This window comes from Niveibacterium terrae (assembly GCF_048213115.1).
GTDB classification, from domain to species: domain Bacteria; phylum Pseudomonadota; class Gammaproteobacteria; order Burkholderiales; family Rhodocyclaceae; genus Niveibacterium; species Niveibacterium terrae.
On record NZ_CP172404.1, the window covers coordinates 240,056 to 261,278 of the forward strand.

At 65.0% G+C, this 21,223-nt stretch carries 20 protein-coding genes; 9 read left to right on the top strand and 11 right to left on the bottom strand.

Annotation, left to right across the window (positions count from 1 at the left end):
- The first annotated feature begins 186 nt into the window (after positions 1-186).
- From ACHFB9_RS01055 to galK, 6 genes are all read left to right on the top strand, one after another.
- On the top strand, positions 187-1,494 hold the full coding sequence (locus tag ACHFB9_RS01055; protein WP_417069125.1) for a maltoporin: 1,308 nt from the start codon (positions 187-189) through the stop codon (positions 1,492-1,494).
- 299 nt (positions 1,495-1,793) lie between these two features.
- Positions 1,794-2,711: a 2-dehydro-3-deoxygalactonokinase gene (locus ACHFB9_RS01060; protein ID WP_417069126.1), complete on the top strand. Its 918-nt coding sequence runs from the start codon at positions 1,794-1,796 to the stop codon at positions 2,709-2,711.
- Between the two features lie 41 nt (positions 2,712-2,752).
- Positions 2,753-3,943, top strand: coding sequence for an ABC transporter ATP-binding protein (locus ACHFB9_RS01065; protein WP_417069127.1), 1,191 nt, complete (start codon positions 2,753-2,755; stop codon positions 3,941-3,943).
- Positions 3,944-4,030: 87 nt separating this feature from the next.
- Positions 4,031-5,044, top strand: a complete 1,014-nt coding sequence (gene galE, locus ACHFB9_RS01070; protein WP_417069128.1) for a UDP-glucose 4-epimerase GalE — start codon at positions 4,031-4,033, stop codon at positions 5,042-5,044.
- Positions 5,045-5,054: 10 nt separating this feature from the next.
- Complete coding sequence (galT, locus tag ACHFB9_RS01075; protein WP_417069129.1) at positions 5,055-6,095, top strand: galactose-1-phosphate uridylyltransferase; 1,041 nt, start codon at positions 5,055-5,057, stop codon at positions 6,093-6,095.
- On the top strand, positions 6,092-7,237 hold the full coding sequence (galK, locus tag ACHFB9_RS01080) for a galactokinase (RefSeq protein ID WP_417069130.1): 1,146 nt from the start codon (positions 6,092-6,094) through the stop codon (positions 7,235-7,237). Before galT ends, galK begins: the two co-directional genes overlap by 4 nt.
- A 13-nt stretch (positions 7,238-7,250) precedes the next feature.
- Here the strand turns inward: galK and ACHFB9_RS01085 are convergent, their stop codons facing one another.
- The 5 genes from ACHFB9_RS01085 to ACHFB9_RS01105 form a co-directional block, all read right to left on the bottom strand.
- A complete protein-coding gene (locus ACHFB9_RS01085; protein ID WP_417069131.1) occupies positions 7,251-8,426 on the bottom strand; it encodes a class I SAM-dependent methyltransferase in 1,176 nt (391 codons plus the stop codon).
- A gap of 4 nt (positions 8,427-8,430) precedes the next feature.
- Positions 8,431-8,817, bottom strand: coding sequence for a hypothetical protein (locus ACHFB9_RS01090; RefSeq protein ID WP_417069132.1), 387 nt, complete (start codon positions 8,815-8,817; stop codon positions 8,431-8,433).
- 51 nt (positions 8,818-8,868) lie between these two features.
- Positions 8,869-10,365 carry a YifB family Mg chelatase-like AAA ATPase gene (locus ACHFB9_RS01095; protein WP_417069133.1) on the bottom strand — a complete coding sequence of 499 codons (1,497 nt, stop codon included), beginning with the start codon at positions 10,363-10,365 and terminating at the stop codon, positions 8,869-8,871.
- 92 nt (positions 10,366-10,457) lie between these two features.
- The gene (locus ACHFB9_RS01100; protein WP_417069134.1) at positions 10,458-12,626 is read right to left on the bottom strand and encodes an AsmA family protein; all 2,169 of its coding nucleotides are present in this window, start codon (positions 12,624-12,626) and stop codon (positions 10,458-10,460) included.
- Complete coding sequence (locus ACHFB9_RS01105; protein WP_417069135.1) at positions 12,626-13,501, bottom strand: sensor histidine kinase; 876 nt, start codon at positions 13,499-13,501, stop codon at positions 12,626-12,628. Before ACHFB9_RS01105 ends, ACHFB9_RS01100 begins: the two co-directional genes overlap by 1 nt.
- A gap of 99 nt (positions 13,502-13,600) precedes the next feature.
- On the opposite strand from ACHFB9_RS01105, the gene mscL reads away from it, so the two are divergent.
- Positions 13,601-14,026, top strand: coding sequence for a large conductance mechanosensitive channel protein MscL (mscL, locus tag ACHFB9_RS01110; protein WP_417069136.1), 426 nt, complete (start codon positions 13,601-13,603; stop codon positions 14,024-14,026).
- Positions 14,027-14,179: 153 nt separating this feature from the next.
- Here mscL and ACHFB9_RS01115 read toward each other — a convergent pair whose 3' ends face one another.
- Complete coding sequence (locus tag ACHFB9_RS01115; RefSeq protein ID WP_417069137.1) at positions 14,180-14,881, bottom strand: response regulator transcription factor; 702 nt, start codon at positions 14,879-14,881, stop codon at positions 14,180-14,182.
- On the bottom strand, positions 14,881-15,516 hold the full coding sequence (locus ACHFB9_RS01120; protein ID WP_417069138.1) for an MBL fold metallo-hydrolase: 636 nt from the start codon (positions 15,514-15,516) through the stop codon (positions 14,881-14,883). Before ACHFB9_RS01120 ends, ACHFB9_RS01115 begins: the two co-directional genes overlap by 1 nt.
- Before the next feature lie 116 nt (positions 15,517-15,632).
- Here ACHFB9_RS01120 and ACHFB9_RS01125 point away from each other — a divergent pair, with 116 nt between their 5' ends.
- On the top strand, positions 15,633-17,786 hold the full coding sequence (locus ACHFB9_RS01125; RefSeq protein WP_417069139.1) for a putative bifunctional diguanylate cyclase/phosphodiesterase: 2,154 nt from the start codon (positions 15,633-15,635) through the stop codon (positions 17,784-17,786).
- Between the two features lie 4 nt (positions 17,787-17,790).
- Here ACHFB9_RS01125 and pdxH read toward each other — a convergent pair whose 3' ends face one another.
- The 4 genes from pdxH to ACHFB9_RS01145 all read right to left on the bottom strand — a co-directional run bounded on the left by pdxH (position 17,791) and on the right by ACHFB9_RS01145 (position 20,090).
- Positions 17,791-18,381 (bottom strand): pyridoxamine 5'-phosphate oxidase, encoded by a 591-nt coding sequence (pdxH, locus tag ACHFB9_RS01130; protein WP_417069140.1) that lies wholly within the window; start codon positions 18,379-18,381, stop codon positions 17,791-17,793.
- Between the two features lie 61 nt (positions 18,382-18,442).
- Positions 18,443-18,751, bottom strand: coding sequence for a DUF167 domain-containing protein (locus ACHFB9_RS01135; protein ID WP_417069141.1), 309 nt, complete (start codon positions 18,749-18,751; stop codon positions 18,443-18,445).
- On the bottom strand, positions 18,751-19,305 hold the full coding sequence (locus ACHFB9_RS01140; protein ID WP_417069142.1) for a YggT family protein: 555 nt from the start codon (positions 19,303-19,305) through the stop codon (positions 18,751-18,753). The genes ACHFB9_RS01135 and ACHFB9_RS01140 overlap by 1 nt, the downstream gene beginning before the upstream one ends.
- An 86-nt stretch (positions 19,306-19,391) precedes the next feature.
- Complete coding sequence (locus tag ACHFB9_RS01145; RefSeq protein ID WP_417069143.1) at positions 19,392-20,090, bottom strand: YggS family pyridoxal phosphate-dependent enzyme; 699 nt, start codon at positions 20,088-20,090, stop codon at positions 19,392-19,394.
- Positions 20,091-20,173: 83 nt separating this feature from the next.
- On the opposite strand from ACHFB9_RS01145, the gene ACHFB9_RS01150 reads away from it, so the two are divergent.
- Positions 20,174-21,217 carry a type IV pilus twitching motility protein PilT gene (locus ACHFB9_RS01150; RefSeq protein ID WP_417069144.1) on the top strand — a complete coding sequence of 348 codons (1,044 nt, stop codon included), beginning with the start codon at positions 20,174-20,176 and terminating at the stop codon, positions 21,215-21,217.
- Positions 21,218-21,223 lie beyond the last annotated feature (6 nt).

The window sequence follows — 21,223 nt, forward strand, 5'->3', positions numbered from 1 at the left end:
TAAAAAATGGTCGTTTGCGGCAAAGTGGGTTATGACAGAACAATCCGGGTACGGCGAGCCGCAAGGCGGTGCGCCGTACCAAAAGAAATTCCGGGGGAAAACCCCGGTCAAGAAGACGCGGTCCGCAAGAGGGGCGGATCGCTGACAGCCACAGAAGGTGGACCTGAAAGTAGAGGAGAACAAGAGATGAAAACGAAGTTTACGTTGCGCGTAATTGCTTCCGCTGTGATGCTGATGTCGGCCGGTGCGATGGCATCTCCCGGAGTGACCAGCAACGGTTATATCCGCGCCGGTATCGGTGCCGCTGGTGATGGACGTACTACCCAGTGCTTCGGCCTCGGCCCGGCCAAGTATCGTCTCGGCAACGAATGCGACGACTACGCTGAAATCGGCGTCGATGCCGAGCTGCCGACGATGTCCAACGGCACGGTCTGGAAGATGCACACGATGTTGGCCAGCGATGCATCTTATCGGCAGAACGGCGGACTCACCGACAGTACCACCAAGGTCAATTGGTCGCAGATGTACGCTTCGGGCCACAACCTCGGTACGGGCGTCCTGCAAGGTGCCAGCATCTGGGTCGGTCGCCGCTACTACGACCGTCCGGACATCCACATGCTGGACTACAAGTATTTGAACGGTGACGGCGATGGCGCCGGCATCGAGAACCTCGATCTGGGCTTCGCCAAGCTGAGCTATGCGATCGAGCGCACCGCGAACAACTACAACGGTGCTTCGACCGATAAAACCGACACCAACTACTACTCGAATCTGTTCCGCCTCGACGGCATCAAGCTGCACACCGACGGCTACCTGACCGGCATCGCCGGCTTCACCAAGGGCATCGGCAGCCGCGACGGCGCCTATCAGGCTCCGAACGGCTGGTACCTCGGCGGCTTCTACGATGTCAAGTTCGGCGACATCAACGCCTGGCACCGCTTCGGCCTGGAATACGGCAAGGGCTCGAATGCGAACGGCCAGTTCGGTCAGGTCAAGGCCTGGTCTTCCGGCAGCGCTCCGGTCAGCAAGCAAGACAGCACGCTGCAGGTTTTCGACAGCGTGAACTACACGTCGGCTGACGGCCACTGGACCATGCTCGGCACCGCGCTGTACCGCAAGGACAAGTTCGATGCTGCGCAATGGGCCGAAGCGCCTGATGCCTCCTGGTTCGGTTATACCGAGCAGCAGTGGATGACGGTCGGTGCCCGTCCGCACTACCACTTCAACGAGATCTGGGGCGCGGTAACTGAAATCGGCTGGACCCAGCTGAAGCGCAAGAAGTCCGATGGTTCGACGCTGAACCAGAACCTGACTAAGGCTACGGTCGCGCTGACCGCCGCCGCCGGCCGTAGCGCCTTTGCGCGTCCGGAAGTGCGCCTGTACTACACCTACGCGAAGTGGAACGAAGCCGCCAAGGGCTATGTTGCCACCGATGCCTACGGTGACAAGACCACCGGAAGCTCGATGGGTGTCCAGGTCGAGTCCTGGTGGTAAGCCTGTGACGGCCGCGCAAGCGGCCGTCGTTTGACCACCCCGTTTTTCCTGTATGGGAGGCCCCCCTCCCCTGTGGTGGCCGTCTTGCCTGGCGCAAGGCGGCCCTTTTTTTGCGGAAGATTCCGAGGGATGTTCTGGACGCTGCCGCGCGGCGCATTCGCGAGCGCTGCCGCAAATGGTGTTTGGTGAGTGGGGGCGGCCAGCCAGGATTTGCATTGAGCGGAATTTGGGGGCAGCCCTAAAAATCATCGTTTGATCGCGCTTCGCTCCGGCATGAAGATGCTTGCGAAGCGAAGGCAATGAAGATGAAGATCCTGACGATAGCCACAAGCAAGAACCTGATGCGCGCCACGCAGTGGCAGCGAATGGATCAGGGCTGGGTGGCGACAGGCGAGCACGAAGGCGAAGGGCCGGGTGGGCTCAGCGGCGTAATTCTTGACGGCGTGGATCTGATCCTCGCATCAGGCGCGATCGCGTCCGGGGAGCTTGCGCTTACAGTGCCTGGCGGGCTCTTTGAGCTCGCCGCAGCCATGGTTTCTTCGTCGCTTCCGGAGACCGGCGATCGGCCCGTCTGGCTGATCCCTGGCGTGCGCACCTTGTGCTCCGACATCGGCCTGCACAACAGCGAGGCGATGGACCGGATGGCCGGCGAAGAGACCGCAGCGATCGGTCTCATCGATAGCCTGAAGCTCCAGGATGAGGCGATTGCCGTTTTCGCCGGATCGCGGACCCGTTTCGTGCGCCTCGATCGCGAACAGCGCATCGCTGGCAGCGCGGCGAGCATGAGCACCGAGCTCTTCGAGGCGCTCTGCGCGATGACGGGGGGGCAGGGCGAAGCGGATGAACCGCTCGATGCCGAGATGCTGGCCACGGGCGCCCGCTACGGGCGCGACTTTGGCCTGGGGCGGATCGCGGTCCTGGTTCGCCAGCTCGAACATTACTGCCCTTACGGGCATGCCCAGAGGATCAGCTTCCTGCTCGGTGCGGTATTGGGCGCCGATCTGCAGACGCTGAAGAACAGTCGGGCGCTCAGGATCAATCCGGCTTCCCGCTTCGTGATCGCCGGTGAGCCGCGCTTCGCCGAGGCTTTCCGGCTCCTGATCGCGGACGACGGTTTCTTCTCGGGGCCGCTCAGCGTGGTCGCTGAGACGCAGGCTAGCTTGGCCGGCTGGGGGGCTCTGGCGCTCGCTCGCGCGCGCGGACTGATCCCCTCCTGAGCCACAATTTTTGCAGAGCAAATAGAACACAAGGAAGAGACATGGCCAGCATCACTCTGAAGGCGATCCACAAGGTCTACAACGGCAACGTGCCGGTGATCAAGGACGTCAATCTGGAAATCGGCGACGGCGAACTGTGCGTGTTCGTCGGCCCTTCCGGCTGCGGTAAATCGACTCTGCTGAGGATGATCGCTGGTCTCGAAGAGATCACTTCCGGCGATCTGCTGATCGACGGCAAGCGGATGAACGGGCTCCCCCCGTCCGAGCGCGGCATCGCGATGGTGTTCCAGAGCTATGCGCTCTACCCGCACATGTCGGTCGCCGAGAACATGGGCTTCGCGCTGAAGCTCGCCCATACCGAGCGCGAAGCGATAGACGCCCGGGTCGACAAGGCGGCGAAGATCCTCCAGGTTGGGCACCTGCTCGACCGCAAACCCAAGGCGCTCTCCGGTGGTCAGCGGCAGCGCGCGGCGATCGGCCGGGCGATCGTCCGCGAGCCTGGGGTCTTCCTGTTTGACGAACCGCTCTCCAACCTCGATGCGGCGCTGCGCGTGCAGACCCGGATCGAGATCGCGCGGCTGCAGCGCAGCCTCGGACAGGCGAGCATGGTCTATGTGACGCACGACCAGGTCGAGGCGATGACGCTGGCCGACAAGATCGTGCTGCTCAACAGCGGCGAGGCGACGCTGCGTTACGGCAGCATCGCCCAGGTCGGCGCTCCGCTCGAGCTCTACCACCGGCCGCGCAATCTGTTCGCGGCGGGCTTCATCGGTTCGCCGAAGATGAACCTTCTGCCGGCGACGCTGCTGTCGGCGACGCCCGAACTCGCCCGGGTCAAGCTCGAAACGGGTGAGGAACTGGAGGCCGAGGTCAATGCGACGCGGCTTGCGCCCGGAGCCCGCGTCACGCTGGGCGTGCGCCCAGAGCACATCCTGCCCGGCGACAAGAGCATCCAGGGCCTGCTGCGCGGCGTCAAATGGACCGAGCGCCTCGGCGAGTCGACCTTCATCTATCTGGAACAGGCCTGCAGCGCCGATGCGCTGATCGCGAAAGCGCACGGAGACACGATCGTGCCGCGCGGCGAGATGGTGCAGCTGGGCATTCCCGCGGGCGCCTGCCATCTCTTCGATGAAGAGGAACAGGCTCTGCCCCGTCTCTGCCGCGATCTGATCGGCCTCAACCTGCCTGGCCTGAGCGTGACCGAAGCTGTCCGCGAGGCCCAGACGGCCTGAAGCTTACTGCCGGCTGCCCCGCACCCGTCCCTTCCCCCAGCGGTGGCGGCCGGCCCCTCTTTGCAAAGAAGATTGAAAGGATTCTCGATGAAGATTCTCGTGACGGGCGGTGCCGGCTATATCGGCAGCCTGACCTGCGTGCAGATGATCGCCGCCGGACTGACCCCGGTGATCGTCGACAATTTCTGCAACAGCAATCCCATCGTCCTCGACCGCATCGAAGCGCTGACTGGGAAACGCCCCACGCTCTATCAGGGAGATGTTCGCGACCGCGCGCTGCTCGATCGCGTCTTCGCCGAGCAGAAGATCGATGCGGTGATCCACTTCGCGGCCCTGAAGGCAGTCGGCGAATCGGTCGCCAAGCCGCTCGAATACTACGAAAACAACCTCGGCGGCACTTTCGTGCTGCTCGCCGCGATGCGCGAGGCCGGGGTCAAGACTTTCGTGTTCAGCTCGTCGGCGACGGTCTATGGCGATCCGGCCTCGGTGCCGATCCGCGAAGACTTCCCGACCACGGCGACCAACCCCTACGGCTGGACCAAGCTGATGATGGAACAGGTCATGCGCGACTTCCAGAAGGTGAACGCGGACTGGTCGGTGACGCTGCTGCGCTACTTCAATCCGGTTGGCGCCCACCCGTCTGGGCTGATGGGCGAAGACCCGCAGGGCATCCCGAACAATCTGATGCCCTATCTGGCCCAGGTCGCGGTCGGCCGGCGCGAGTTCCTGTCGGTCTATGGCAACGACTATCCGACTCCGGACGGCACCGGCGTGCGCGACTACATCCACGTTGTCGATCTGGCCGACGGCCACATCGCGGCGCTGAACGCGAAGCACGGCAAGCCCGGAATCCATATCTACAACCTCGGCACCGGGCGCGGCAACAGCGTGCTGGAGATGGTCGCCGCGTTCAGCCGCGCCGTCGGCCGTGATCTTCCGTACAAGATCGTCGAGCGTCGCGCCGGCGATATCGCCGAATGCTGGGCCGATCCGGCGCTCGCAGAAAGAGAGCTGGGCTGGCGTGCAACGCGCAGCCTCGACGACATGACTCGCGACACCTGGAACTGGCAGTCGCGCAATCCCAATGGTTACGAAAGCTGAAGGACGCACCATGTTTGATCCCGTCGACCATCCGCACCGGCGTTTCAATCCACTCAAGGGCGAGTGGGTGCTGGTTTCGCCACATCGCGCCAAGCGTCCCTGGCAGGGCCAGCAGGAGACCGCTGACCGCAGCGTGCGCGCCGCGCACGATCCCGACTGCTACCTGTGCGCCGGCAACAAGCGCGTGACCGGAGAGACCAATCCCGATTACGCGAACACCTTCGTCTTCACGAACGACTTTGCGGCGCTGATGACCGACACGCCCGAAGCGCCGGCATCCGCCGATCCGCTGTTCCAGGCCCAGAGCGCGCGCGGCACGAGCCGGGTGATCTGCTTCTCGCCCGACCACAGCAAGTCGCTGCCCGAACTGTCGCTGGATGCGATCGGCCACGTCATCGAGACCTGGCAGTCGCAGAGTGCCGAGCTCGGCCAGACCTATCCCTGGGTTCAGGTCTTCGAGAACAAGGGCGCGATGATGGGGTGCTCAAACCCTCACCCGCACGGCCAGATCTGGGCCAACAGCTTCCTGCCCAATGAAGCGGCGGCCGAGCAGCGTAGCCAGGCGGCCTACTTCGCCGAACACGGTCGTCCGCTGCTGCTCGACTACGTCCAGCGCGAGATCGCCGATGGCGCGCGCACCGTCGTCGAAACCGAACACTGGCTCGCCGTCGTCCCTTACTGGGCGGCCTGGCCCTTCGAAACCCTGCTGTTGCCCAAGGAGCATGTGCGCCGGATCACCGATCTGACGGCCGAGCAGAAGGCCGATCTCGCGATTGCGCTGAAGAAGCTGACCAGCCGTTATGACAACCTGTTCCAGTGCTCCTTCCCGTATTCGATGGGCTGGCATGGCGCCCCCTTCGACGGCGAAGAGAACGAGCACTGGCAACTGCACGCGCACTTCTACCCGCCGCTGCTGCGCTCGGCGACCGTGCGCAAGTTCATGGTCGGCTACGAGATGCTGGCTGAATCCCAACGTGACCTGACCGCCGAACAGGCCGCCGACCGGCTGCGCGCGCTCAGCGATATCCATTTCCGCGAGGCTTCCGAATGACTCCTGTTGAACGCAGCCAGGCTGCCTTTTCCGCCCATTTCGGTGACGGCGGCCAGACGGTCCGCGCGCCGGGCCGGGTGAACCTGATCGGTGAGCACACCGACTACAACGACGGTTTCGTACTGCCCTGCGCGATCGACTTCGAGACCGCGGTGAGCTGCCGTGCCCGCTCCGATTCGATCGTCCGCGTCATCGCGGCCGACTACGAAGGCGCGAGCGACGAGTTCGACCTCGCAAAGCCTATCGAGTCGCGTCCCGATGCGATGTGGGCGAACTATGTGCGCGGCGTCGTCAAGCATTTGATGATGCGCGGTTTCAGTTTTGGCGGCGCCGACCTCGCGATCGCCGGCAACGTGCCCCAAGGCGCTGGCTTGTCCTCGTCGGCCGCGCTCGAAGTCGCGGTCGGTCAGGCCTTCAAGACGCTTTACAAGCTCGATGTCACTGCTGCCGAACTGGCACTGAACGGCCAGGCCGCAGAGAACCAGTTCGTTGGCTGCAACTGCGGGATCATGGATCAGCTGATCTCGGCGCTCGGCGAGAAGGATCACGCGCTGCTGATCGACTGCCGCAGCCTCGCGACCCGTTCGGTCTCGCTGCCCGCCGGTTTTTCGGTCGTCATCATCAATTCGAACATCCGCCGCGGCCTCGTCGACAGCGAATACAACACCCGCCGCGCCCAGTGCGAGGAGGCCGCCCGCCACTTCGGCGTCAAGGCGCTGCGCGACGTGACGCTGGAGACTCTGCTCGCGGCTGAGCCGGAACTCGATGCCGTCGTGTACCGCCGCGCCCGCCATGTGATCGGTGAAAATGAGCGCACGCTCGCTGCCGCCGAAGCGCTGGCTGCCGGCGACATCCGGCGGATGGGCGAGCTGATGGCCGGCTCGCACGTAGCGATGCGCGATGACTTCGAAATCACGGTGCCCGGCATCGACCGCATCGTCGAGATCGTCAAGGGCGTGATCGGCACGGAAGGCGGCGTGCGGATGACCGGTGGCGGTTTCGGTGGCTGCGTCGTCGCGCTGGTGCCGGATGGCCTGGTCGATGCGGTCAAGGCTGCGGTCGAACGCGATTACCGCTCGCCAGAAGGCAAGAGCGCTTCGATCTACGTCTGCCAGGCGACGGCCGGAGCGGGCGCGCTCTGACATCGCTTCGTGGCTACAGCGTGTGCAATCGATCGCCGCGCTGGAAGCCGCGCAGTGGGCTGCGGATGCCGCGGCCCAGAGCGATCACCTTGAACGCTTCGCCCATGTCGTGCGGAGCGATCAGGCTCTGGGCCGCACGCGCCGCACGCAGGTAGTCGGCGCTGTCCACCGGTCCGCGCTCGGCGAGCCGATCGAGCAGGCCGCAGTTGATCAGGAAGTTCGCCTGATCGGCGTAGCCGAGCACATCGAGGCCTGCAGCGAAGCCGGCCTCGGCGATCGCGGTGAAGTCGACGAAGGCCGTGATATCCGACAAGCCCGGCCAGAGCAGAGGCTCGTCGTGGTGGCGGTGAAGGCGGTAGCAGCTCAGCGTTCCCGAGCTGCGCGTCGGCAGGTAATACTCCTGCCGCGGATAGCCGTAGTCGATCAGCAGCAGCGCGCCCCGCGCAAGGCGCTGCGCCCATTCGGCGATCCAGGCCTGCGCGACGAGGCCGATCTCGCTGACATATTCGCCACCCACGGGCGGGGTCACGGCGAGCTTTTCCGCTTCCCGCGCCAGAAGCCCTTGCGCCGGGCGATCCTCCCAATTGAAACGGTCGCCTTCGACGCGCACGCCGCGCTGCAGGATCGCCTCTTCGCGCCAGACGGCAAGCTCGACCGGCATTGCATCGAGCACTTCATTGCCGATGACGACTCCGTCGAAAGCGTTGGGAAGGCTGTCCAGCCATTGAACCCTCTCGACCAGATCGGGCGTCCGCTCGGCGATTCGGGCCTTCTGCCGCGCGCGAAGCTCGCCGGAGAGCTCGAGGATCGAATAGCGCTCGGGTGCGCAACCGAGCGCGGCGAGTGAGGCGAGCAGGTCGGCCGCGAGGTGGCCGCTGCCGGCGCCGACTTCGAGGATTACGGGGGAGGTCTGCGCGAAGAGCTCGGCGATCTGGGCTGCCAAGCTCTGGCCGAACAGCGGCGTCAGCTCCGGGGCGGTGATGAAGTCGCCCGCCGCGCCGAACTTCTGCGCCCCCCCTCCGTAATAGCCGAGGCCTGGGCTATACAGCGCCAGCTCCATGTAGCGGGAGAAGGGGATCCAGCCTCCCGTTGCGGTGATCTCTTCTGCGATCGCGCGGGCGAGCGCGCGACTCGCCTCCCGTTCTTCGGGCGAAGGGGGGGGCAGGGCGTTGGTGCGCTCGATGACCATGGTCTTACTTGCCGACCGGCGCGATGTCGTGGGCAAAGTAGGGGGTGTCGCCGAAGCAGCTCGAAGGCACTCCGACGTGCTGGGTGTAGCTCAACGTGATCTGCCTGCCGAGCAGCGTGTTGATCTTCGCGGCGACGGCATCGTCCCTGACCGTGAAATAGAACTTCTCGGGCGCCGCGCCGGGAATCGAGATCATCTGCATCTCGCCTTCCCATGTCTTGCAGACCCAGCCCTTGCGCGAGAGTTTGATCAGATAGCCGGCTCGTTCTCCGTCCGCATAGGAGTAGCTCAGCGTTGCCCAGACGTAGGCGGCGGCGAGCAGGATCAGCCCGAGCAGGGTCAGGGCGACCCATTTGACGAGCGTGGACTTTCCAGGAAGGGGGAGGTTCATGGCTGTCTCGATCAGGCAATCGTGCAAGCATAACAGCGCCAGAGCGGGGTGCTAAGGGGGCGGGAGCAGACTGCGCCGCATCTGGATCGCTTCGGCGATCTGCGCCGTGCCGATGCGCTGCGCACCAGCGAGGTCGGCGATGCTGCGCGCGACCCTCAGCAGTCGGTGCGTCGCACGGCCGGAGAGGCCAAGATGGAGGCTGGCCTGGGCGAGCAGGCGGGCGCCGTCCGGATCGGGCTGGCAGAATTCGTCGAGTTCGGCGACTTCGAGCAACGCGTTTGCGCAACCCTGGCGCTCGAGCGCGGTCTCGCGCGCGCGGCAGACCCGCTTGCGCACCGGCGCCGACGCCTCTCCCGGCCGTCCCCGGAGATCCTCGCAGGCGATCGCGGCGACTTCGACGCTGATGTCGATGCGATCGAGGAAAGGGCCGGACAGCCTTGCCAGATAGCGGTGGATCTGCTCGGGCGTGCAGTGGCAGCGGCCCGAAGGCGAGCCGTGAAAGCCGCAGGGGCAGGGGTTCATCGCCGCGACGAGCTGGAAGCGGGCCGGGAACTCGGCGCGCCGGGCCGCGCGCGAGACGCTGATCCGGCCGGTCTCCAGCGGCTCGCGCAGCGCTTCGAGCACGCGGCGGTCGAACTCGGGGAGTTCGTCGAGAAAGAGTACGCCCTGATGGGCCAGCGAGATCTCGCCCGGCCGCGGAGTGCTGCCGCCTCCGACCAGGGCGACCGCGGAAGCGGAGTGATGAGGGGCGCGGACTGGCCTTCTCCCCCAGTTCCGGGCTTCGAAGCTGCCTTCGAGCGACAGGATCGTCGCCGATTCCAGCGCTTCGGCCTCGCTCATCGGCGGCAGGATGCCGGGCAGGCGCTGGGCCAGCATCGACTTGCCGGTTCCCGGCGGCCCGAAGAGCAGCAGCGAGTGCTGGCCGACCGCGGCTATCTCCAGCGCCCGGCGGGCGGTGAGCTGACCGCGCACGTCGGCGAGGTCGGGGTAGATCGGCAGCGAAGCGCGCGCGGAAGGCTCGGCGAAAGGCAGAGGCGCTTGGCCGTTCAGGTGCGCGACGACTTCGAGCAGGCTCGCCGCGGCGATGACCTGGACTCCGCTCGCTAGCGCCGCTTCGGCGGCATTGCCGGCCGGGAGCAGCAGCTTGCGGCCGGAATGCCGCGTGGCCAGTGCCATCGCCAGCGCTCCGCGCACCGGGCGCAGCGCGCCGGTCAGCGACAGCTCGCCGGCGAACTCGGTGTCCGCGAGCGCGGAGAGTTTGATCTGACCTGACGCGGCGAGGATGCCCAGAGCGATAGGCAGATCGAAGCGACCGCCTTCCTTGGGTAGATCGGCGGGAGCGAGGTTCGCGGTGATGTGGCTCTGCGGGAAGTCGAAATTGCAGGTCAGCAGCGCGGCGCGGACCCGGTCGCGGGCTTCACGGACTTCGGTCTCGGGCAGACCGACCAGCGAGAAGCAGGGCAGGCCACCGGAGAGATGGACTTCGACCGCGACTTCCGGTGCGTCCATGCCTTCGAGCGCGCGACTGAAAACCGATGCCAGAGCCATATCCCGGGAGCCTTGACGGAGCGCTCAGTGTGTAGCCCTGCCTCGTCAGCCGTCCAGCGCGGGCCCGGACGGCCTGAGGCAGAGATCACGGATCAGCCCGCGGCGCTGGCCGAGGCGAGCGGGTGCGCGGGGCGGGAGGGCGCCGGCTTGGCCGGTGCAGGCGTCGGCGAGTTCCAGTCCAGCCGCCACTGCGGGCGGTTCAGCGGTCCGCTGAGCCGCATCGGAATGGTCAGACCGCGCAGGCCGGCGAGATCGCGCTCGATCTTGCCGTGCGACTGGATTGCGAGCCGGACCAGCCAGTCCAGTCGGCCTTCGGGCAGCGAGAGCTTTCCGCCTCCCCCGAGGCGCAGCCAGGAGTTCGCGCCGCTGAAGCTGGCGCAGCTGGCAAGGCCGGCGTTGAGGCTGCAGTCCATCGCGAGCGCATCGAAATCCTCGTGCTCGCGGGGCTGGCTGGCGCGCTCACCCTGGCCGCGGCCCTTCAGCGCGGGCCTGACCGCACGCAGCAGGTTCGCGACGTCCATTCCCTGCCAGGCACTCTTGTGCAGTACGAAGGAAGTCTTGCCCGACAGAGCATTGAAGGCCTTGCCGGAGGGGCCCAGCGGAGAGTGCAGCAGCCAGTGGCCGGAGAGTTCGCCGTGTACCGGCAGGGGGCGGTGCAGATCGGCCGAGAGGGCCGCCAAGTTGATCGAGTCGAACTTCTGGTCAAGCGTCAGCAGCGAGCCTGCGCTCTGATAGCGCAGCGAACCGCTCAGCGTTCCGCCGTACATCTGGGCCTTGAGGCTCTCCGCCAGGAGTTCTCCGTTACCGGTCGTCAGCATTGCCGACAGTTCCCCAGCGTGGAGTCCTGCCACGGCCACGCCATTCGATCTGAGCTGGCCGTGGGCGGGCTGGGCGGCGAGGGCGCTGAGCAGTGCGCTCGGGCCGCTCAGGCCGAGCCGACTGGCGAGGCGGTTCAGATCGATATGCTCCGCGCTTGCCTCGTATTGCCAGGGGGGGGTGCGATTGGCCGCGTAGGAGGTGTTCAGCTTGAGCCGGGAGGCATCGAGCGAAGCTTCGAGCTGGGCTTCGCCGCGCTGGAAGAGGGGCGCGAAGGCGATGCGTCCGCCCATCCGGGCCGACCACTGAGCCGGACCGTGGCCGACGTTTTTCCAGTGCAGATCCAGGGCCGACAGATCGATGAAGCCGGATGCGCTGCGGAAAGCGGCGCGACCGGCGAGGCTTGCCTCGCCGTGCGAATCCTCGCCCCGCGTTTTGATGCCGAGCTTGAAAGCGTCTCCTGGTTGACCGGTTTCGCGCGGCGCCAGCGCGGGCAGTTCGAGTTCGATTTCTCCGCGCTGCTTTCCGTCGTCGAGTTTGAGTTTCGCTTCCAGGCCTTGCAGCGCCAGTGCGGAGTTCAGGTTCGCAAGTTCCTTCGCGTTCGCCTTCACTTCCATCTCGTTGGTGCCGAAGCGGCCGTGGCCGCGCAGCGAAAGGCCCTTCAGGGTCGGCGCTCTGCCAGGCTCGCCAGAGCCGTCGCGCACATTGAGGGTTGCATCGAGGCCCGTCGCGCCGAGTGCTTCGCCGCGAAAGCGCAGCGAAGCGTAGTCGAGCTCGTAATGTTTATCGCCGAAGCGGTACGCGAGATCGAGTTCGGCGCCGCCGCTGGCATCTCCCGGGCCGTGGGTCAGCGAAGCCGAACCGGTGATGCGGCCGCGGGCGCCCTGGCCCAGCGGGCCAGTGGTTAGCGAGATCCGCTCGAAGCGCAGAGCGCTGGTCTTGCGGCCCTCGAGGTATTCGAGCCGGCCGCGTTCAATCGAGATGCCTTCGAGCTGCCAGAGGATGGGCCAGGGGCGAGGCGTCTCGTCGAACAGTTTGGCGAGATCGGCGAGGTCGAGTTCGCCGTCCGCTTCGCGCGTCAGCTTCACTTCCGGATCGAGCACGCGCAGACGCTCGACCTCGAACTTTCCGCGCAGCAGCGGAAAGAGCGCGAGCGAAGCTTCGACGCGCGAAGCCTTGATCGGGATTCCTGCGCCCAGCGCATTGCCCAGCGCGAGGCCGTCGATGACGACAGTCGGACCAGGCTGGAAGCGCAGCCTGGGCGCGTGCTCCATCGCCAGAGGGCGCATCAGCCGGTCGCGGAATTCGCGGGCGAGCTGGACCTGGAGCTGAACGCCGTCCCAGGTGATGAGCAGGAAGAGCGCGCTGGCCGCGAAGGCGGCACAGAGGGCTCCGAGCAGGAAACCGAGAATCTTCGCAATGCGCAGTAGGACGGATGAGGACATCAGGGCAGGCGGGGCAGAGTCAGGCAGAAAAGGTTGCCAGCGTTGGTGCTCTCGACGCTGACATGGGCGTGATGGGCCTCGGCGACGAGACGGACCAGCGCAAGACCGGCTCCGTAGCCGAAGCTTCGGCCGCGCCTCTGCGGAGCCTCGAAAAGCTTGGGCAGGTCGGTGGCGGCGATGCCCGGACCTTCGTCGCGAACCGAGACCGTCCAGCTCGATTCCGAGGCGTCGATGCGGATCAGGATCGTCGCCGGCGCCCTACCGTGGCGGATCGCGTTGTCGATCAGCTCGACCAGCGCGCGGCGCAGCATGTCGATGTCGCCACTGACCAGCGCTTCTCCGTCCGCGGCGGCCGAGTCATCGACTTTCAGCACGATCTTGTGTTTGCGGGCACGGGCCCAGCGTTCCTCGCTCGCTTCGTGGAGGATCCGGACCAGATCGACGGCGTCGAAACGCGCCGGGTCCAGCGATCGGGTGCGCAAAAGCTGCAGGGCGCTGTCGGCCCGCTCCAACGCTTCGCCGGCCAGCTCACCGACTCGGGCGAAAAGTTCGGGACTTGCCGGGAAGGTGCCGTCGGTGCCGCTTTCGGACAGCGAGATCGCCGTCGCGATCGGCGCGCGCAGGTCGTGGGACAGCAGATGGCGGACGTCCTCGCAGAGGGTCTCGGCGCGCTGCAGCGGGCGAGGGTCGCTGACGATCAGCAGCCTGAGCCCGCCGACGTGGGACTCGGTGATCCCGGCCGGCAGCGCCGGCCAGCCGGCCAGATGCGTCGCGAGCTCGGCAAGGCTGGAGACGTCGAGCAGTTTCAGCGCCTGGGGGTCGGCGGCGGCGGCTTGTCCGTCTTCGGTGAGAACGATGACTCCAGGTGCATTCATGACGGCTTGCCTTGCCGGGGGCGGGCGCGAGACACTTCTCGCATCTTTACCGATCCGGATTCCCGGATTCTTTCACATTCCCCGACAGGAGAGATCCTCATGAGTCTGATCCAGGAGTTCAAGGAGTTCGCACTAAAGGGCAATGTTGTTGATCTGGCGGTCGGCGTGATCATCGGCGGCGCTTTTGGCAAGATCGTCGAATCTCTGGTCAAGGATGTGATCATGCCCGTTGTCGGCCGGCTTCTGGGCGGAGTCGACTTCAAACAGCTCTATTTCAACCTCGGTGACAAGGTCTTCGATTCGCTCGAAGCCGCCGAAAAGGCGGGCGCGCCGCTGCTCAAGTACGGCGCCTTCATCAATACCGTTGTCGACTTCTTCATCGTCGCCGCGGCGATTTTCGTCGCGATCAAGGCGATGAACAAGCTCAAGCGCTCCCAGCCGGCCGAAACGCCGGCTCCCGCTGCGACGCCCGAAGACATCCTGCTGTTGCGCGAGATCCGCGACAGTCTGAAATCGCCGAAGTGATTCCCCGGACGATCAAGTCGCTTGTTTGGTCTCTGCCAGGTTAACTGACCTTCATCGATCCAACCCAGGTTAACTGGCTTCGTCGATTCAACCCAGTCCAAAGCCACCCAAGCGGCTTTGGACGATCAAGAGGCTTGTTTGGTCTCTGCCAGGTTAACTGGCAGAGACCTGTTCCAGTCTGTATCCGTAGTTGTATGTCGGGACCAGCCGGAAACCGTTCTCGGGGCGCAGAGCGAGTTTGGAGCGCAGTCGCGAGACGTGCGTGTCGATTGTCCGCGTCGCAAGGTTCGGGTTGCGCCCCCATACGGCTTCGAGGAGGTGGCCGCGCGAGAGCAGGCGCCCGACGTTGCGGAACATGAAGAGCGCCAGCTCGAATTCCTTGTCGGTCAGTTCGGCCAGCTCTCCAGAGACGAAGCACTGCTTTGCGAGCAGGTCGAAGTGATAGGGCGGAAGATCCAGTTCGCGTTCGGGTTCGCGCGGGCGGGAGCGGCGCAGAACCGCTTCGATCCGCGAGATCATCTCCAGCCGCCGCACCGGCTTGACGATGTAGTCGTCGGCGCCGGCCCCCAGCGCCGCAACGATGTCTTCCTCGGCATCGCGGGCGGTCACGAAGATCACTGGAGTCAGATCCCCCCTGTCCTTCCTGAGCCAGGTCAGCACGGCTTCGCCGCTGATCTCGGGCAGGTTCCAGTCGATCAGGAACAGGTCGAAGCTTTCGCGCCCGGCGATCTTCATCAGTTCGCGGGGGTGGGCGTACTGATGGATGTCGTGGCCGGCCTCGTTCAGCCAGGCGGCGACGGTGCTGGACTGGTCTCGGTCATCCTCGAGCATCGCGATGCGCATCGGAGTTCTCATCAAGATTCGGCGAGGAAAGGGTTGCTGCGGCGTTCGCGTCCGAAATCGGACATCGGGCCGTGGCCAGGGATGAAGCGGACGTCGTCGCCCAGCGGCCAGAGTTTTCTGCGTATCGAGTGCAACAAAGCTTCATGATTGCCGCGCGGGAAGTCGGTTCGCCCGATCGAACTATAGAACAGCACATCGCCGACCCAGGCCAGGCGAGCGTGCGCGCTGAATAAAGCGATGTGGCCGGGCGTGTGGCCGGGCGTGTGCAGGACGGAGAGTTCTTCGTCGCCGATGCGCACGGTGTTGCCCTCGCTGAGCCAGCGCTCCGGTGTGAAGGCGGGCAAAGGGGGGAAGCCGAACATCCGACACTGCTGAGGCAGGGTTTCGAACAGGAAGGCATCGTCCTGATGCGGTCCGGTGATCGGCACTCCGGTCAGGCGGGAGAGCTCTTCGGCTCCGCCGATGTGATCGACATGGCCGTGGGTCAGCAGGATGCTGCAGAGGCTCAGGCCTTGTTTTTCGATCTCGCCGAGCAGGCGTTTGACCTCGCCGCCCGGGTCGACGATGGCGGCCTGGCGCGTGTTATCGCACCAGATCAGGCTGCTGTTCTGCTGAAAGGGGGTAACAGGGATGATCCGGTACTGCACGGGGCAATCCTTTTTGGTTATCGCCCCGATTCTATCCCGAGCCGCCTCGCGCTGCGATGCTCTCTTTGCTTCGGGGCTTCGCAGTCTCGCGGCTCAGCGGATACACTTGCGGGCCTATGCGTGCGCTTCTGCGAATCCGTCCACTCGGGATTGCCGCCAAGCTCAACTTGCTGGCTGTCTGCGTCATCCTCTTCAGTTCGGTCGCGATCGGCGTCGCGGTCGTCCGGACCCAGTCGCGCCTGTCCTTCGATGCCCAGAAGCAGACCGGAGACATGCTGGTCCGGCAGATGGCGAACGGCGCGAAGAAGCTGCTTCCCATCGACAGCCGCGCCGAGCTGAAGGGAATGCTCGGCAAGCTTGCCAGCAACCGCGATGTCGTGTTCGCCGCGGTTTATGATCCTGCGCATCGCCCGCTTGCCGATTACCGGACCACGACAGGGATTCGGCCTTTGCCGGATCAGCAATGGCCTTCGCTCGACCAAGTGCGCTTCGACAGTGAAGGGGATGGGCTGCTCGATTTCGTCACGCCCATTCCCGGTGTCGATGCGCGCGGCCCGCTTCAGGGTTATTCCCGCGTGGTTCTGAGCAGCGAGCGGGCGCGCTCCGAAGCCGTCGTCTTCGTCAAGGAGACGGCCCGGTTTGCAATCGTCGTCACCGCGCTCGCAATCGTGCTGACCCTGATGCTGACCCGCCGTCTGGTTCAGCCGATACATGAGCTGGCCGGGGTGGCTCGCGAAGTCGCCGAGGGGCGGCTCGGCCAGACCGTTGTGATCCGCGCCAACGACGAGCTGGCCGATCTTGCGCGTGCTTTCCAGCTGATGGTGGACAACCTCGGCGCGTCGCGGGCAAGGTTGCTCGAATACCAGAACAAGCTCGAACACCGGGTCCAGCTGCGAACCCGGGAGCTGGAAGAGGCGACCGCCAAGGCGCTCGATCTCGCTCAGCGCGATACGCTGACCGGTCTGCCGAACCGCGCTTATTTCAATCAGATGCTCGAACAGGCGATGGCCTCTCACCACGAGTCTGGCGAGAAGATCGCGTTGCTTTTCCTGGACCTCGACCTGTTCAAGCGGATCAACGACACGATGGGGCACCAGGCGGGCGATCGTCTGCTGGTGATGATCGCCGAGCAGCTCAGGCACTGCGTGCGCGACGGGGATCTGGTTGCCCGCCTGGGTGGGGACGAGTTCGTGATTCTGGCGCGCCAGCTCTGCAGCATTGAGCAGCTTTCGGCGATCGCCCGCCGCATCCTGAACGCCTTTGTGCAGCCCGTCGAGATCGATGCCCAGTCTTTCCGGATCGGCTTTTCGATCGGTATCAGCGTTTGCCCCGAGCATGGTTCAGATGCGGCGACTCTGCTCAAAAGCGCGGATCTCGCGATGTATGCGACCAAGGAGGACGGGCGAGGTCATTACCGCTTCTATACGCCCGATCTGAACCTGCGTGCGATGGAGCAGCTGAGCATAGAGAACGGGCTCAGACGCGCGCTCGAAAACGAATCCGAACTCTTCCTCGAATTCCAGCCCCAGGTCGATCTCGTCAGCGGTCAGCTGATCGCCGCCGAAGCTCTGCTGCGCTGGCACCAGGCCGACGGCACGGTGATGATGCCGGGACGCTTCATTCCGGTGGCCGAGGAGACCGGGCTGATCGTTCCGATCGGCAAATGGGTGCTGCTCTCCGCTTGCGCGACTCTGGCGCGCTGGCAGGAAGCCGGTTTGCCCCTGCCGCGGATCGCGGTCAATATCGGAGCGCCCCAGTTCGAGAGCCGCGACTTCTGCGACCTCGTCGCCGAAGCGCTGAGGGTCTACAACATTCCGCCGGATCGGCTGGAGCTCGAGCTGACCGAGAGCATCATCGTCCGCGACGCCGAGAGCGCGCTGCGCGAGATGGCCAGACTCAAGGCACTCGGAGTTTCGATCGCGCTCGACGATTTCGGTACCGGCTATTCGAGCCTGTCCTATCTGTCGCGGATGCCGATTGATTCGGTCAAGGTCGATCGGGCATTCGTGATGCGCAGCACCGAGGATCGCAACGCCCACACGATCGTCCGCTCGATCGTCGCCCTCTCGCACAGCCTTGGCTACACGGTGGTCGCCGAAGGCGTCGAGAACCTTGCCCAGCTTCGCCTGCTGCGCGCGGTGGGTTGTGACCTGCTGCAGGGTTTTCTGCTGGGGCGCCCGATGAGCGAGAGGGCGATCGAGGCCTGGATCATGAGTCCGATGAATCCCGCCCAGGCTGCGCTGGGCATGGAGAACTGCGAGATCTACTGAGCGCTCAGGGGTAGAGCGTGAGCTTGTCCCAGCCGCCCTCGGCCCTGGGCGTGCAGACGACGCGTTCGTGGAGCCGGAAAGGGTGGGCTTTCCAGAACTCGATTCGCTCGGGGACAACGCGGAAGCCTGACCAGAATTCGGGGCGGGGTATCGTGCCGAGACCGAACTTCAGCGCGTAGGCGGCAACCCGCTTTTCGAGCTCCCAGCGGCCTTCCATCGCTTCGGACTGGCGGGACGCCCAGGCGCCGATGCGCTTGTCGCGTTCGCGGCTCGCGAAATAGGCATCGGCTTCGGCGGTGCTGACCGCTTCGACGTGGCCCTGGATGCGAACCTGACGCTGCAGGCTCTTCCAGTGAAAGCACAGTGCGGCCTTCGGATTCGCGGCCAGCTCGCGGCCCTTGCGGCTCCCGAGGTTCGTATAGAACACGAAGCCGTGTTCGTCGAAGCTCTTGAGCAGCACCATTCTGAGCGAAGGCATGCCGTCACTGTCGACGGTGGCCAGCGACATCGCATTGGGGTCGTTCGGCTCGCTCTTGCCGGCATCATTGAGCCAGGTCCGGAACAGCTCGATCGGTTCTTCAACAGTGAGGCTCATCGCGGATCTCGGTGGATCAAAAACACATTCTCGCGCGAAATTGTGGCGGCTGCCGAAAGCTTCAGTGCTCGCCTGCTTCGACGCGAGCCTGCAGCGCTGCGAGCGACGCTTCGCTGGCCCCCTGGACCGAGATCCGTTTGCGCCGCGAGGCGGCACCCGTTTCGAGGCTCACCGCGCTGCGTGGAACGCCCAGCTGCGCGGCAAAAAAGGCAATCAGCGCGGTATTGGCCTTGCCGTCCACGGGAGGCGCGGCGAGCCGGATCTTCAGCGCATCGCCGTGCAGGCCGACGATTTCGGTGCGCTTCGCGCCGGGCTGGATGTGGAGCAGGAAGCTCGCGCAGCCGTCCTTGTTCTGGTGCAGCCAGTCCATCAGAACATGAAACCGCGCAGGCCGACGCGGAAGTTGGCAAGCAGGTAGAGCAGGATCTGGATGATCAGCAGCACGACCAGAGGCGACAGATCAACTCCGCCGACCAGCGGCAGGCGGCGTGCGATCGGGGCGAGGAAGGGCCTTGCCAGAGCCCGGAAGAAAGGCGCGACCGGGGCATGGGGATTGACCCAGGACAGCACCGCGCTGACGATGACGACCAGCATCACGAGCTGCAACAGGCAGGTGACGAGCCCGATGCTGCCGACCAGCGCGGCTGCGCTCAGCAGCGCGACCGGATTGCCGATCCCGGCGCCCAGGGCGCCGAGCAGGAGCGCGGCGACGACCTGGATCAGCCAGGCGGGAAGCCAGCAGGCGAGACTGGGACCCGGGTGTGTCGGCAGCAGTTTCTGCGTCGGCACGACGGCCCAGTCCGTCGTCGCGAGGATGAACTGGCCCAGCGGTGTGATGAACGAGATCCTCAACCAGCGCATCAGCGCGCGGGTCAGCAGCATCATCGTGAAAAAGCCTGCCGCCGCATCGACGATCAGTGTCATCAGCCCTCCCAGCATCGTTCAGTCTCCTTGTTGTTCCTGTTGTCTGTCCTGTGCCCGGAGGGCTCAGGTCTGGAGTGTGCCCGGGTTTAGGCCGAAACGGGAGAGGGGCGGGAGCCGAAGATCGCGCTGCCGATGCGCACCAGCGTCGAGCCGCCCGCGATCGCCTCTTCGAGGTCGGCCGACATTCCCATCGACAGCGTGTCCAGAGCGAGGCCGCGCGCAGTGAGCTGATCGCGCAGACGCGCGAGCTCGCCGAAGCGCCGGGCCAGCACCGCGGGGTCTTCGCTCGGCTCGGGAATCGCCATCAGGCCGCGCAAGGTGAGCCGGGGAAGGGCGGCGACGGCGAGCGCGAGTTCCTCGACCTCGCCGGGGGCGACTCCGGACTTGGACTGCTCGCCGCTGACATTGACCTGGATGCAGACCTGAAGCGGTGGCAGGTGCGCATCGCGTTGTGCCGAGAGCCGTTCGGCGATGCGTAGCCGGTCGATCGAATGAACCCACGCGAAGTGGTTCGCGACGAGCCGCGTCTTGTTGCTCTGCAGCGGGCCGATGAAATGCCACTCGAGTTTGAGGTCGGCGAGCGCTTCGACCTTGGCCGACCCTTCCTGGACGTAGTTCTCGCCGAAAGCGCGCTGACCGGCCGCGGCTGCCTCGCGCACCGCCTCGGCGGGGAAGGTCTTGCTGACCGCAAGCAGGCTCACCGCAGAGGGTGACCTGCCGCAAAGTTCGGCAGCTTCCTTGATGCGTTGACGAACTGCTTGCAGATTGGTGCAAATGCTTGTCATATAATCGTTTCGGATCTCCGAATCCGGAGCGCAAGTATAGCGTTCGCTCCGGGTCCTCCGCCTCTTCGCTTCCGGATACTGTCATGGACATCACCGAGCTGCTCGCCTTTGCGGTCAAGAACAAGGCTTCCGACCTTCACCTCTCCTCCGGTTTGCCGCCGATGATTCGCGTCCACGGCGACATCCGGCGGATCAATCTTCCGCCGATGGAGCACAAGGAAGTCCACGCCATGGTGTACGACATCATGAACGACTCCCAGCGCAAGACTTTCGAAGAGAACTGGGAGTGCGACTTCTCGTTCAACGTGCCCAACCTCGCGCGTTTCCGGGTCAATGCTTTCACCCAGGACCGGGGCGCGGCGGCGGTGTTCCGGACCATTCCGTCCAAGGTGCTGACCCTCGAAGAGCTCGAATGCCCGAAGATCTTCAAGGACATCGCACAGAACCCGCGCGGCATCGTGCTGGTCACCGGACCGACCGGTTCGGGCAAGTCGACGACGCTGGCGGCGATGGTCGACTACCTCAACGAGAACGAATACGGCCACATCCTGACGATCGAGGATCCGATCGAATTCGTCCATGAGTCCAAGCGCTGCCTGATCAACCAGCGCGAAGTCTCGCGCGACACCCACTCCTTCAACAACGCGCTGCGCTCGGCGCTGCGTGAAGACCCGGACATCATCCTGGTCGGCGAATTGCGCGACCTTGAAACGATTCGTCTGGCGCTGACTGCTGCGGAAACGGGCCACCTGGTGTTCGGTACCCTGCACACGTCGTCGGCCGCGAAAACGATCGACCGTATCATCGACGTGTTTCCTGCCGAGGAAAAGGAAATGGTCCGCGCGATGCTGTCCGAATCGCTGCGGGCGGTGATCTCGCAGACTCTGCTGAAGAAGAAGGACGCTTCGGGCCGGGTCGCCGCGCACGAGATCATGATCGGCACCCCGGCGATCCGGAACCTGATCCGCGAAGCGAAGATCGCGCAGATGTACTCGTCGATCCAGACCGGGCAGAACTTCGGCATGCAGACGCTGGACCAGTGCCTGCAGGAACTCGTCAAGCGCAATATCGTTGGCGTCGCCGAAGCGCGCTTGCGCGCGGCCAACAAGGACAACTTCCCGGGCTGATAGAGC

Coding starts and splice junctions, on each gene's coding strand:
- ACHFB9_RS01055 (WP_417069125.1), top strand. CDS start 187: ATGAAAACGAAGTTTACGTTGCGCGTAATTGCTTCCGCTGTGATGCTG.
- ACHFB9_RS01060 (WP_417069126.1), top strand. CDS start 1,794: ATGAAGATGAAGATCCTGACGATAGCCACAAGCAAGAACCTGATGCGC.
- ACHFB9_RS01065 (WP_417069127.1), top strand. CDS start 2,753: ATGGCCAGCATCACTCTGAAGGCGATCCACAAGGTCTACAACGGCAAC.
- galE (WP_417069128.1), top strand. CDS start 4,031: ATGAAGATTCTCGTGACGGGCGGTGCCGGCTATATCGGCAGCCTGACC.
- galT (WP_417069129.1), top strand. CDS start 5,055: ATGTTTGATCCCGTCGACCATCCGCACCGGCGTTTCAATCCACTCAAG.
- galK (WP_417069130.1), top strand. CDS start 6,092: ATGACTCCTGTTGAACGCAGCCAGGCTGCCTTTTCCGCCCATTTCGGT.
- ACHFB9_RS01085 (WP_417069131.1), bottom strand. CDS start 8,426: ATGGTCATCGAGCGCACCAACGCCCTGCCCCCCCCTTCGCCCGAAGAA.
- ACHFB9_RS01090 (WP_417069132.1), bottom strand. CDS start 8,817: ATGAACCTCCCCCTTCCTGGAAAGTCCACGCTCGTCAAATGGGTCGCC.
- ACHFB9_RS01095 (WP_417069133.1), bottom strand. CDS start 10,365: ATGGCTCTGGCATCGGTTTTCAGTCGCGCGCTCGAAGGCATGGACGCA.
- ACHFB9_RS01100 (WP_417069134.1), bottom strand. CDS start 12,626: ATGTCCTCATCCGTCCTACTGCGCATTGCGAAGATTCTCGGTTTCCTG.
- ACHFB9_RS01105 (WP_417069135.1), bottom strand. CDS start 13,501: ATGAATGCACCTGGAGTCATCGTTCTCACCGAAGACGGACAAGCCGCC.
- mscL (WP_417069136.1), top strand. CDS start 13,601: ATGAGTCTGATCCAGGAGTTCAAGGAGTTCGCACTAAAGGGCAATGTT.
- ACHFB9_RS01115 (WP_417069137.1), bottom strand. CDS start 14,881: ATGAGAACTCCGATGCGCATCGCGATGCTCGAGGATGACCGAGACCAG.
- ACHFB9_RS01125 (WP_417069139.1), top strand. CDS start 15,633: ATGCGTGCGCTTCTGCGAATCCGTCCACTCGGGATTGCCGCCAAGCTC.
- pdxH (WP_417069140.1), bottom strand. CDS start 18,381: ATGAGCCTCACTGTTGAAGAACCGATCGAGCTGTTCCGGACCTGGCTC.
- ACHFB9_RS01135 (WP_417069141.1), bottom strand. CDS start 18,751: ATGGACTGGCTGCACCAGAACAAGGACGGCTGCGCGAGCTTCCTGCTC.
- ACHFB9_RS01140 (WP_417069142.1), bottom strand. CDS start 19,305: ATGACACTGATCGTCGATGCGGCGGCAGGCTTTTTCACGATGATGCTG.
- ACHFB9_RS01145 (WP_417069143.1), bottom strand. CDS start 20,090: ATGACAAGCATTTGCACCAATCTGCAAGCAGTTCGTCAACGCATCAAG.
- ACHFB9_RS01150 (WP_417069144.1), top strand. CDS start 20,174: ATGGACATCACCGAGCTGCTCGCCTTTGCGGTCAAGAACAAGGCTTCC.